Raw genomic sequence first — 13057 nt, forward strand, 5'->3', positions numbered from 1 at the left:
TTTAAACACTATATTTTTAAAGGAAAAGGTTTATTTTCAGCAAATCTTATTTCTCTTCTTTTTTCTCTTTGGCTTTCCCGGATTCAGGAATATTTCCCTCACCATAGTAAGCTTTCAGATAGATTTCTTTCAGTTCAGACATTAATGGATATCTTGGATTGGCACCGGTACACTGGTCGTTAAATGCCTGTTCGGTCATTTCGTCCAGAGTTTCAAGGAAGTACTTCTCGTCTACGCCGTATTCCCTGATCGTATGTTTGATCTCAATAGTATCCATCAGTTCCTGCAGTTTTTGGAGAAGCTTTTCAAATACTTCGCTGTCGTTCTTGCCTGTCAGACCTACAGAACGGCCAATCTCAGCGTAACGTGCAAGTGTGTGCGGATACTGATACTGTGGGAAGGTACCCATCTTAGCCGGAACTTCGGCTGCATTATAGCGCAGAACATGAAGCAGAACCAGAGCATTTGCAATACCATGTGGAAGATGATGGAAAGCTCCCAGCTTATGAGCAAGAGAGTGGTTTACGCCAAGGAAAGCATTTGCGAAAGCCATACCAGCCATGCAGGAAGCATTTGCCATATGCTGTCTTGCTTCTACATCAGAACCATCTTTGTATGCACGTGGCAGATAGTTAAATACCAGTTTGATGGCATTTAATGCAAGACCATCTGTATAATCAGATGCCATCATGGAAGCATAGGCTTCAAGTGCATGAGTCATAACGTCGATACCGGAAGCACAGGTCAGTCCCTTAGGTGCGCTCATCATATTATCTGTATCAACAATAGCCATGTCAGGCATTAATTCATAATCAGCCAGAGGCCATTTGATACCTGTAGTCTTATCAGTAATGATAGCAAAAGGTGTTACCTCGGAACCTGTACCGGAAGATGTTGGAACAGCTATAAAGTAAGCTTTCTTACCCATATGCGGGAATGTAAAGATTCTCTTACGGATATCCATAAAGTCCATAGCCATATCATCAAAGTTGGCGTCCGGATTTTCATAGAGAACCCACATGATCTTGCCGGCATCCATTGCGGAACCACCGCCCATTGCGATAATGCAGTCAGGCTCGAACATTCTCATTGCAGCAGCACCGGCTCTTGCAGAAGCGAGAGATGGATCTGGCTCTACATCGTAAAAGCAGGTATGTACGATTCCCATCTGATCTAATTTATCTTCGATCTTTTTAGTATATCCATTCTTATAAAGGAAAGAGTCTGTTACGATAAAGCAGCGTTTCTTGTGCATAACAGTGCCAAGTTCATCCAGAGCAACCGGCAGGCAGCCTTTTTTGAAATAAACTTTTTCCGGTGTTCTAATCCAGAGCATATTTTCTCTCCTTTCAGCAACGGTCTTGATGTTGATAAGATGTTTCACACCTACGTTCTCAGATACGGAGTTGCCACCCCAGGAACCGCAGCCCAGAGTCAGGGACGGAACAAGTTTGAAGTTGTAAAGGTCGCCGATACCGCCCTGAGAAGATGGAGTATTGATGAGGATACGGCAGGTCTTCATAGCTGCTGCGTGTTTTTCCATCTTTTCCTTCTCTCTTGTGTCAATGTAGAGAGCGGAGGTATGTCCATAACCGCCGTCAGCTACAAGCTGTTCAGCTTTGGCAATCGCTTCGTCAAAAGTTTTGGCCTTGTACATGGCAAGTACAGGGGAAAGCTTCTCATGTGCGAATTCTTCGCTGATGTCTACAGATTCAACTTCACCGATCAGAATCTTTGTTTCAGGAGGAACTGCAACACCGGCCATCTCAGCGATAGTGGCAGCCTTCTGGCCTACGATCTTTGCATTCAATGCGCCATTGATAAGGATAGTTTTTCTTACTTTCTCTAATTCATCCGGTTTCAGGAAGTAACATCCTCTGTAAAGGAATTCTTCTTTTACTTTCTTATAAATGCTCTCAAGAACAGTTACAGACTGTTCGGAAGCACAGATCATACCATTGTCAAAGGTCTTGGAATGGATGATGGAGTTAACTGCCAGACGGATATCTGCACTGTCATCAATGATAACAGGAGTATTTCCGGGACCTACACCTAAAGCAGGTTTTCCAGAAGAATAGGCAGCCTTAACCATTCCGGGACCACCTGTGGCAAGGATGATGTCTGCTTCACGCATAACCTGATTTGTCAGATCAAGACTTGGAACATCAATCCATCCGATGATTCCCTTCGGTGCACCGGCTTCTACAGCTGCCTCCAGAACAACCTTTGCTGCCTCAATGGTACATTTCTTTGCGCGGGGATGCGGACTGATGATGATTGCATTACGTGTTTTCAGTGCAATCAGAGTTTTGAAGATTGCAGTAGATGTTGGGTTGGTTGTAGGAATAACAGCAGCAATCAGACCAATCGGCTCAGCTATTTTCTTAATACCGTAAGCAGTGTCTTCTTCAATCACACCGCAAGTTCTGGTATTCTTATATGCGTTGTATACATATTCGGCTGCGTAATGGTTCTTGATAACCTTATCTTCTACAATACCCATTCCTGTTTCTTCAACAGCATCTTTAGCAAGCGGGATACGTGCTTTGTCAGCAGCAGTAGCGGCAGCTTTAAAAATCTTATCTACCTGCTCCTGGGTAAATGTTGCGAAAATCTTCTGTGCCTCTTTCATGGCTGCAATCTTTGCAGTAAGGGCTTCAGGGGTGTCGATGATGGTTGGGATAGTGTTCTCTTTTTTTGCCATTTGGGAATCCTCCTGTTTGTGTTTTCGTTAAAAGTATTTACCGTGACCTGTTATGTTTTTATTATACAAATAAACTGATTATTCGGTCAACAGTAACATTAATATGAGTATAACGAAATATTATGGTGAAAATTGTGCATAATCACGTAAATAATGTGAATAAAATATCAATTGTCAGAATATATGAGAAAAATTTAACAATATATGTTCTGTTGACAACTGAAAGAAAGTTAAAAAAATAACGTTAATAAATTAACAATCTCGATGATGCTATTATATGACTTTGTTAATCATTTGTCAATTACATAGCATATGAAAAAGTTAACAAATACTAACTTGGAATTTCGTGAAAATATAACAATATAATTTGTAGAAGGATTTATGTTTTTCCATATGTTTGCAGGAGGATTTATGTTTTTCCATATGTTTGCAGGAGGATTTATGTTTTTCCATATGTTTGCAGGAGATTAAGAGTTACTGTGAACGGAGTGAACAGTAATGATTAAGAAAAATTAAGCCCCGCAAAATCTGCGAGGCTTAATTTTTCTTAAATTTCTATTTGTTTCAGGCTTTTCTGAAAGCGGCTCTCTTACGTTCTCTGGAATCCAGCAGTCTCTTACGGATACGGAGAGATTCCGGTGTAACCTCAAGGAGTTCATCCTGGTCGATGAAATCGATGGCCTGTTCCAGACTGAGAACTCTTGGTGGAGTTAATTTCAGTGCATCATCAGCGGAAGAAGAACGTGTGTTAGTCAGATGTTTTGTCTTGCATACGTTCAGCTCGATATCTTCGGCTTTACCATTCTGTCCGATAACCATACCGTTGTAAACCTTTGCACCAGGTCCGATAAACAGAGTACCACGCTCCTGGGCTGCGAACAGACCATAAGTAACAGCTTCGCCAGCCTCGAAAGCGATCAGAGATCCCTGTTTTCTGTACTGGAAATCTCCCTTGTAAGGAGCATATCCGTCAAACATGGTATTGATGATGCCGGTACCCTTGGTGGAAGTAAGGAACTCACCGCGGAATCCGATCAGTCCACGGGAAGGAATGTGGAATTCCAGACGGACAGTACCGTCACTGGCAGTACTCATACCCTGCAGTTCACCTTTACGTTCGCTCAGCTTCTGGATTACAGTACCGGAAAATTCTTCCGGAACATCTACATAAGCGATTTCCATAGGTTCAAGTTTCTTTCCGCGCTCGTCTGTTTTGTACAGAACCTCCGGTTTACTTACTGCGAATTCATAACCTTCACGTCTCATGTTCTCGATCAGGACAGACAGATGAAGTTCTCCACGTCCGGAAACTTTAAATGCCTCAGTTGTATCAGTGTCTTCTACACGAAGGCTGACATCTGTGTTGAGCTCACGGTAGAGACGGTCACGAAGATGACGGGAGGTAATGTATTTACCTTCCTGACCGGCCAGCGGACTGTCATTTACGATGAAGTTCATGGCAATAGTAGGCTCGGAAATCTTCTGGAAAGGAATTGCCTCCGGGTTTTCTCCGCCGCAGAGAGTATCACCGATATGGATGTCTGCGATACCGGAAATAGCAACGATGGAACCAATAGTAGCTTCCTTTACTTCAACCTTATTCAGACCGTCAAACTCATAGAGCTTGCTGATTTTAACTTTCTTACGTTTGTCCAGATCATGATGGTTTAACAGAGTCAGTTCCTGGTTAACAGCGATTGTACCGTTTTCAACTTTACCAACACCGATACGTCCAACGTATTCATTGTAATCAATCGTGCTGATCAGAACCTGAGTATCTGCCTCCGGATCTCCTTCCGGAGCCGGGATATATTTCAGGATTGCTTCAAATAACGGAGCCATATCCTTAGGAGTGTCGTTTAAGTCGATCACAGCATGTCCTGCTTTGGCAGAAGCATACAGGAACGGACAGTCAAGCTGTTCATCAGAAGCACCAAGATCCATAAGAAGTTCCAGAACCTCATCTACAACTTCATCCGGACGGGCTTCCGGACGGTCGATCTTGTTGATACATACGATTACATGAAGGTCAAGTTCAAGGGCTTTCTTAAGAACGAATTTAGTCTGAGGCATAGCACCTTCGAAAGCATCAACGAGAAGAATAACACCGTCTACCATCTTAAGTACACGTTCTACCTCGCCGCCGAAATCAGCATGTCCTGGTGTGTCAATGATGTTGATTTTTGTATTTTTGTAATGAACAGCTGTGTTCTTGGATAAAATAGTGATACCACGTTCACGTTCGATATCATTAGAGTCCATGACACGTTCCTGAACTTCCTGATTCTCACGGAATACACCGCTCTGTTTCAGAAGCTGGTCAACCAGAGTAGTTTTACCATGGTCAACGTGTGCGATAATGGCTACGTTACGGACATCTTCACGTTTTGTTCTCATAAAATGATTTTCCTTTCCTCTTTAGGCTTTGAATGGGTAACTGTTCGGCACACTGGCTGAACAGTTACCGGAATTGTTAATATTCATGTGTTATCAGCAGGATTATTTTGCTGCAAAAGCATTTTTCAAGCACGATATAATCTTGCAGATGAATTTGTTCCTATTATTATGTGTTTTTTTCAATAAGTTACCCGAATTTTCAGTTTACCACATTTTCGCCAGATTACAAGGTGTTAAAATAATTTTTTTTATTTTTGCAGATTCTGGTTCTAAATGAGAATGCCTGTACATAACCTTATAAAGAACAATACAAGGTACAGAGGAGCATATGCGGGATCGCTGAAAAAGCAGAGACGATTTACGGTCTGCACTGCAGGCAGGGATTCTGACACAGGTGCTCTACAGGGAAGGAGAACCACATTATGGCAGATAAAATTATTGAAAACAATCAGGTATCTATGATGGGCAAAATTGCAGCAGGCTTTACATTCAGTCATCAGGTCTTTGGAGAAGGCTTCTATATGACTGAGCTGCTGGTCAAAAGGCTCAGTGATTCGGAAGACAGGATTCCGGTGATGGTTTCTGAACGGCTGGTGGATGTAACGCAGGATTATATCGGAGAATATGTGGAAATCCATGGACAGTTCCGCTCATATAACCGCCATGAGGAGAAGCACAACCGTCTCGTGCTTTCAGTATTCAGCAGAGAACTGAAGTTTGTGGAAGAAGAGGATGAAACAGTTCCGGTAAATCAGATTTTTCTGGACGGATATATCTGTAAGCCTCCGGTGTACCGTAAAACTCCTCTTGGAAGAGAAATTGCGGATGTGCTGTTGGCAGTAAATCGTCCGTATGGAAAATCAGATTACATACCATGCATCTGCTGGGGCAGAAATGCCCGCTATGCATCTGCGTTTGAAGTTGGCGGTCATGTTCTGATCTGGGGACGTATCCAAAGCAGAGAATATATGAAACGGATCGGGGAAAATGAAACAGAGAAGAGAGTTGCGTATGAAGTGTCTGTGAGCAAGTTGGAATATATGGAATAAAATGTTACTGTTCACTCCGTTCTCAGTAACGTAGCCAAAATTCATTCCAGATTGCCTGCGGCAATGGAATTTTGGCTTGTATGACTCGGGATTTTGGCATATTTATGCCAAAACGCCTCGCGGGATAGTGGTGTATGAACAGTAACATAAAAATTACTGTCATGTGTCTGTTTACGCTGCAATCACCCTGGAATATATGATGATTGGTTACTGTAAACAGTAACACTTGCAATTCTTCATAAACTGCGGTAATATAAGCGTATTCAGATAACTATGGCAGCCTGCTGTTCCACGAAGCATTCCGGCGTGAATATGCCGGAAGCTCATCGCAGAAGTCGAAAACAGACTGCTGTTTATCATGTCTGTAATGACACAGAGAAGAAGGTACAATTTCAATAACGATAAGAGGAATTGTTTGTTATGGAAAAAGAATTTACAGAGGTTTACTGTGGCGGGGGAAAGGGAAAGACAACTCTGGCGATCGGTCAGTGTCTGAGAGCTTCCGCACAGGGTAAAAGCGTCATTATTATTCAGTTTCTGAAAGGAAGAGAGCGCAGGGAACTGGATTTTCTGGAGGAATTGGATAATCTGGATATTAAGATATTCCGTTTTGAGAAGCATGATGAAGGATATGAGGAACTGAATGAGCAGGAGAAGGCAGAGGAGAAAACCAATATTCTCAATGCTTTGAATTTTGCGCGCAAAGTGATCGCAACGCAGGAATGCGATTTTCTGCTCCTGGATGAGATTCTTGCACTTCCGGATTATGGGATCACTACTGCAGAGGCAATCGGTGATATCCTGAAGATGAAGGACGAGAGTATGCATATTTTGCTTACGGGACGGACGTTACCGGACAGCCTGCGTAAATATGCAGACAGCATAACTACACTGACAACAGAGATTGTATAAGGTGTATAAAACCTGATTATTGTTTATGAATGGGCAGTAATCTGTATGGAAATTACAGAAGAATAAAGGAGGAAGGCAAATGGCAATTTTTAAAGGTGCAGGTGTTGCAATCGTAACCCCTATGTATGAAGATGGCAAGGTTAATTATGATAAACTGGAGGAACTTCTGGAGTATCAGATTGCAAACAGTACAGATGCGATCATTATCTGCGGAACAACAGGAGAATCATCAACGATGACGCATGGAGAGCATCTTAAGACAATTAAGTTTGCAATCGACAAGGTAAACAAACGTGTTCCGGTTATCGCAGGTACAGGTTCCAACTGTACGGAAACTGCAATTATGATGTCAAAGGAGGCTGCTTCTTACGGTGCAGATGCACTTCTTATAGTGACTCCATATTATAACAAGGCGACTCAGAAAGGACTGATCGCTCATTATACAGCTATTGCAGAGGCAGTTCCGGAAACACCGATCATTATGTACAATGTTCCGAGCCGTACAGGTTGTAACATTCAGCCTGCAACAGCAGTAGCTCTGGCTAAAAATGTTAAGAATATTGTTGGTATCAAAGCAGCAAGCGGAGATCTTTCACAGATTGCAACCATGATGTCCATGGCTGATGGCTGCATTGAACTCTACTCCGGAAATGATGATCAGGTACTTCCGATCCTTTCACTTGGCGGACTTGGAGTAATTTCCGTACTTTCTAATGTAGCTCCTAAGGAAACACATGATATGGTTATGAAATTCCTTGAAGGAGATACAAAGGGTGCAGCAGAAATCCAGTTAAAGGCAATCCCGTTAATTCATGCACTGTTCAGTGAAGTAAACCCGATTCCGGTGAAAGCAGCTCTGAATCTGATGGGTAAAGAAGTGGGACCACTTCGTATGCCATTATCCGAGATGGAAGATGCAAACAAGGCAAAACTTGCTGAAGAACTGAAGAATTTCGGAATTAAACTTGCATAAATATAACCGCAGGATTGTTCGGAAAATCAACTTGCCGATATACTGGAATTGAGAGGAATAGACAAATGGTAAAGATTATTATGCATGGCTGTAACGGTCACATGGGTCAGGTAATCTCCGGACTTGTGGAGAAGGATCCGGATGCTGAGATCGTAGCAGGTATCGATGTGGCAGATCAGGGAAAGAACAGCTACCCTGTATATACAAATATGGAAGAATGCCAGGTAGAGGCAGATGCCCTTATCGACTTCTCTTCTGCAAAAGCAACAGATGCACTTCTTGCTTACTGTGAGAAACGCAAACTCCCGGTTGTATTATGTACAACCGGTTTAAGCGAGGAGCAGCTCGCAAAGGTGGAAGAGACATCTAAGAATGTCGCAGTTCTGAAATCTGCAAATATGTCTCTTGGAATCAATACTCTGATGAAACTGCTTCAGGATGCGGCAAAGGTTCTGGCAACAGCAGGATTTGACATGGAGATTGTTGAGAAGCATCACAGACTGAAACTGGATGCACCAAGCGGAACAGCACTTGCACTGGCTGACAGCATTAATGAGGCAATGGATAACCAGTATCATTATATCTATGACCGCAGCCAGAGACGTGAGATGCGGGATGATAAGGAAATCGGTATCTCAGCAGTCCGCGGTGGAACAATCGTAGGAGAACACGAAGTGATCTTCGCAGGTCCGGATGAAGTGATTGAATTTAAGCATACTGCATATTCCAAAGCTGTATTTGGAAAGGGTGCTGTTGAAGCTGCAAAATTCCTTGCAGGCAAACCGGCAGGAAGATATGATATGAGCGATGTTATCAGTGCAAAATAATCAGGAATGCAGTAAAAATTGATAACTGGTAATTTTCAGTATCTTCATAGCAGTGAAATAAAATATATAAAAGGAAAGTGTATCTGATGTTTCAGAACACTTTCCTTTTTTGTAATATTGGCCTGTATGCTGCTATAATAATTCTGATCAGTGATTATATGCGTAAGTCAGCAATGTTCTGGAATCCTGCCAGCGGGCAGAAGATGAATCTGCACCCAGGACAACGGAAATATAGGTGTTCCCCCTTGCGGAATAAGAAAGTCCGACAAAACAATAGCCTGCTTTGTTGGTATAGCCTGTTTTCATACCCTGAACTCCCGGAACATTGCCGAGCAGGGCGTTGGTGGTGCCGATAGAATAGCTTCTGCCGGTGTTGAGATTAGAGAAAGAATAATAGCCGGTGCTCACCAGTTTGCGGAACATAGGCTTTTTGATCGCATACTGGGCAATTTTTGCCAGGTCAGAAGCTGTTGTGTAATGGTTATACCCTGCATCCAGACCATTTGGGGTTGCGAAATGTGTATTCGTACATCCGATCTCTGCCGCTTTTTTATTCATTAATTTAACAAACTTTGCAGTGGAACCGCTGACGTGTTCGGCAATGGCAACTGCTGTGTCGTTGTGGGAGGGAAGCATCAGGGAATAAAGCAGATCTTTCAGATAAAATATTTCTCCTGCATTTGCATAAAGCTTGCTGGGTTCAATAGATGCTGCGTAAGGGGAGAACTTTACTTTTTCGTTTAATTTGCAGTTTTCAAGTGCAAGGATACAGGTCATAATCTTGGTTGTGCTGGCGTTGGCATGAGCAACATTTTCATTTTTGCCATAAATAATCTGACCGGTATCTGCATTCATGAGAAGTGCACAGTCAGAGGAAAGGGAATAATTTAATCCGGTGTGGGTGACAGTACCATTCTGGTTAAAGTAATAGTAAGTTCCCTTGATCTTGTGTTTTCCTGTAACTGCTTTTCCGTCTTTGCCAAAATAGTATTTCTTTCCGGATTTGTCAGTGTACCATCCGGTAACCATGGTACCGTCTTTACCGACATAGTAATAATTTCCTTTATATTTGATAAGAGAATTCTTTATCAGATATCCCTGAAATCTGGTTCCGAAATAATAATTTTTGCCTTTGATCGTATGCCAGCTGCACCAGCGGTGTCCGAGTTTGTTAAAATAATAGGTCTTTTTGTCAATTTTCAGAAATACATTTTTGGCGATGGTTTTATCATCATAGCGGTAAATCCAGTAATCGCCGTCTTTTACAAATTTTCCCGATGCTGCGATATCAGGTTTCTGAAGTGTGGATGCATAGATAGTAGAAACACTGCAGGTAAACAGCAGGAAAAGTGCAGCCAGAAATATGAAAACAGAGCTGCGAAGTGAATGGTTCCTTTTTCTTTTCATGATAACCTCCTGTAAATATGAGTTATAGATATTCCGTAAAATACTGCAGTCAATCCATCTCATTAATGAGTGAAATCCTGCTATAGCAACTTGTCGGTACGCTAGATTGTGGGAGTATATATGTACGGAGTAATCTATTTTGTGTTATTTAAATCATAGCATGAAAAGTAAATTTTTTCCAGAATAGTATTGAGTTTTTGGTACATATTAAAAACATAATATAAAAACATGAAAAGACGGAGAGGTTCTGCTGCATGGACCGGCAGAATGCTTTCCGGGAACAGGAGATGAATATGGGAATAAAGGTAAAAAAGATTCTGACAGGTACAGCACTTATTATGTCACTGTGCATATTCACAGCATGTGGAAATGCAAATAAAGCAGCTGATGAGGCAGACACAAACGAAGAAAATATGACGGATAATAATGCTGCAAACGATGATAACATGGAAAATAACGCAGGAGAAAACAATACAAATGAAAATAGCACATCAGGAAACAATGCGGCAGATAAAAATGTAAATAATGGTGGAACCGTCACAGACAATGGAACTGCCGCAGAGGATGAAGCTGCAGAAAATGAGACAAAACAGAATAGCAATGCAACAGATAACACTGCAGATAATACCAGAATTGATGAAAACAACAACGGTGACGGCACAGTATCCGGTGAACTGGGAAACAGCGTCAAAGATCTGGGTGAAGGGGTAGGTAATGCTGTAGAAGATGTAGGCGATGCTGTTGGCAATGCGGCAGAAGGAAGATAGACATCAGGAATAATTTATGGTATTATCGTGTTAAAACGGTAAAATTTAAATAGTGTACTCCCGAAGTTTTTATTGCATTTGTTTTTGCATCTAACTATAGCAATCATTGTAAATAATGCATATTGATTCAGCTCATCAGAGTGTGAAATCCGTTACTGTGAACGGAGTGAACAGTAACTGAAATCCTGCGTCAGCACGCCTGCAGATAGCTTCCTTGTCTTTCGCACTCTGCTGAACTGTCTCAAATGCATTAATTTAAGAGGCTTGCTATAAGTACAAAAAGATTCTGAGAGTACATATAACGGATATGGAGGTACGGATTTCATGAAATTTCGCCCATGTATTGATATACATAATGGAAAAGTAAAGCAGATTGTAGGTGGGAGCCTTACGGACGTACAGGATCAGGCAAGTGAGAATTTTGTATCAGAGCAGGATGCATCTTTCTATGCAGAATTATATAAAAAGGCAGGGATAAAAGGAGGACATGTAATTCTGTTAAATGGTCATGATTCCCCATACTATGAATCAACAAAAGAACAGGCGATTCTTGCATTACATACTTATCCGGGAGGATTACAGATCGGCGGAGGAGTGAACCCGGAAAATGCAGGGGAATATCTTAGTGCAGGTGCCAGTCATGTAATCGTTACATCTTATGTATTTAAAGATGGAAGGATTTCCTGGGAAAATCTGAACAAAATGAAAGAGACTGTGGGAAAAGAGAAACTGGTTCTTGACCTGAGCTGTCGCAGAAAAGATGGAAAATACTATATTGTGACAGACCGCTGGCAGAAATTTACAGATGTCACTATGACACTGGATATTATGAAAGAACTGGGAAGTTACTGCGATGAGTTTCTGGTCCATGCAGTAGATGTGGAGGGAAAGGCACGCGGAGTTGAAACAGAACTTGTATCTCTGCTGGGGGAGTATAAAGGAAATCCGGTTACTTACGCAGGTGGAGTTGGCTCCATGAAGGATATTGAGGATCTGCGAAAATATGGAAAAGACAGACTGGATGTCACAGTAGGCAGTGCATTGGATCTTTTTGGCGGAAATATTTCATTCTCAGAACTGATTAAACTTTAACTAATTTTTATAGTAATCTCAGGAATCACAGTGAAAATGTACAGAACAATTACAGAATTTTTGCTATTTCCCCATAATGACAAAGGAACTTTAAAGTTATTTCTGAAGTAAACAGAAAAAATGTGAAATTTTAATAAAATAGTGTTAAAATTCGAAAATGTGTGTTATAATAGATTCATCAAACAGCAAAGGGGATGGAAGCATGAAGTTTATCATCAGCGGAAAAAATATTACAGTTACAGAAGGTCTTAAGACAGCAGTCCAGGACAAGCTCAGTAAACTGGAAAGGTATTTCACTCCTGACACCGAAGTTGTAGTAACTTTAAGTGTTGAAAAAGAAAGACAGAAAATTGAAGTGACAATCCCTGTAAAAGGAAATATCATTCGTTCCGAACAGGTAAGCAATGACATGTATGTATCAATCGATCTGGTAGAGGAAGTCATTGAACGTCAGCTTCGCAAGTACAAAAATAAAATCGTAGACAAACAGCAGGCAGCAGCCAACTTCCAGAAAGCATATCTGGACAAAGACTACGATGAGGATGAAGAAGTTAAGATCATCCGTACCAAGAAATTCGGAATCAAACCAATGTATCCGGAAGATGCATGCGTACAGATGGAACTGCTCGGACATAATTTCTTTGTATTCTACAATGCAGAGACAGAGCAGGTAAATGTAGTTTACAAACGTAAAGGCAATACTTACGGTCTGATCGAACCGGAATTCTAAATCTGCTTATAAGATCAAAAATATGAAACATAGACAGCCATAAAAAAGTTTTCATAAAGAAAAGCTTCCTTACAGAGAGACAAAATGCCCCCTGTAAGGGAGCTTTTTTGTCAGGAAAAATATATACCTTTAGCGCATAAGGAATGCTTTGACGCAGTGGCCTAAATATGTTAAAATATCAAAAGATATTATGAAATTT

At 41.4% G+C, this 13057-nt stretch carries 10 protein-coding genes; 7 read left to right on the forward strand and 3 right to left on the reverse strand.

The features are described from left to right. Positions 1-46: 46 nt before the first annotated feature. Both adhE and typA read right to left on the reverse strand, forming a co-directional pair. Positions 47-2704, reverse strand: a complete 2658-nt coding sequence (gene adhE / locus ACESZG_RS07190) for a bifunctional acetaldehyde-CoA/alcohol dehydrogenase (protein ID WP_055057894.1) — start codon at positions 2702-2704, stop codon at positions 47-49. Between the two features lie 564 nt (positions 2705-3268). Continuing rightward, a complete protein-coding gene (gene typA / locus ACESZG_RS07195; RefSeq protein WP_373217843.1) occupies positions 3269-5101 on the reverse strand; it encodes a translational GTPase TypA in 1833 nt (610 codons plus the stop codon). 422 nt (positions 5102-5523) lie between these two features. Here typA and ACESZG_RS07200 point away from each other — a divergent pair, with 422 nt between their 5' ends. The 4 genes from ACESZG_RS07200 to dapB all read left to right on the forward strand — a co-directional run bounded on the left by ACESZG_RS07200 (position 5524) and on the right by dapB (position 8862). Then, positions 5524-6150 carry a single-stranded DNA-binding protein gene (locus ACESZG_RS07200; protein WP_008706256.1) on the forward strand — a complete coding sequence of 209 codons (627 nt, stop codon included), beginning with the start codon at positions 5524-5526 and terminating at the stop codon, positions 6148-6150. A 420-nt stretch (positions 6151-6570) separates the two neighbouring features. Continuing rightward, positions 6571-7062, forward strand: a complete 492-nt coding sequence (locus ACESZG_RS07205; protein ID WP_020993654.1) for a cob(I)yrinic acid a,c-diamide adenosyltransferase — start codon at positions 6571-6573, stop codon at positions 7060-7062. Between the two features lie 79 nt (positions 7063-7141). Beyond that, positions 7142-8035, forward strand: coding sequence for a 4-hydroxy-tetrahydrodipicolinate synthase (dapA, locus tag ACESZG_RS07210; protein ID WP_008706258.1), 894 nt, complete (start codon positions 7142-7144; stop codon positions 8033-8035). 65 nt (positions 8036-8100) lie between these two features. Continuing rightward, positions 8101-8862, forward strand: coding sequence for a 4-hydroxy-tetrahydrodipicolinate reductase (gene dapB, locus ACESZG_RS07215; RefSeq protein ID WP_008706259.1), 762 nt, complete (start codon positions 8101-8103; stop codon positions 8860-8862). A 147-nt stretch (positions 8863-9009) separates the two neighbouring features. Here the strand turns inward: dapB and ACESZG_RS07220 are convergent, their stop codons facing one another. After that, positions 9010-10269, reverse strand: coding sequence for a serine-type D-Ala-D-Ala carboxypeptidase (locus ACESZG_RS07220; RefSeq protein WP_008706260.1), 1260 nt, complete (start codon positions 10267-10269; stop codon positions 9010-9012). A 293-nt stretch (positions 10270-10562) separates the two neighbouring features. On the opposite strand from ACESZG_RS07220, the gene ACESZG_RS07225 reads away from it, so the two are divergent. From ACESZG_RS07225 to hpf, 3 genes are all read left to right on the forward strand, one after another. Continuing rightward, positions 10563-11036, forward strand: a complete 474-nt coding sequence (locus ACESZG_RS07225) for a hypothetical protein (RefSeq protein ID WP_173682384.1) — start codon at positions 10563-10565, stop codon at positions 11034-11036. 324 nt (positions 11037-11360) lie between these two features. Then, the gene (hisA, locus tag ACESZG_RS07230) at positions 11361-12128 is read left to right on the forward strand and encodes a phosphoribosylformimino-5-aminoimidazole carboxamide ribotide isomerase (protein ID WP_373217848.1); all 768 of its coding nucleotides are present in this window, start codon (positions 11361-11363) and stop codon (positions 12126-12128) included. Positions 12129-12330: 202 nt separating this feature from the next. Next, on the forward strand, positions 12331-12858 hold the full coding sequence (hpf, locus tag ACESZG_RS07235) for a ribosome hibernation-promoting factor, HPF/YfiA family (protein ID WP_008706266.1): 528 nt from the start codon (positions 12331-12333) through the stop codon (positions 12856-12858). Positions 12859-13057 lie beyond the last annotated feature (199 nt).

Origin of the sequence: Blautia sp. Marseille-P2398 (assembly GCF_964240315.1) — a bacterium.
In the GTDB taxonomy this organism is placed as follows: domain Bacteria; phylum Bacillota; class Clostridia; order Lachnospirales; family Lachnospiraceae; genus Blautia_A; species Blautia_A wexlerae.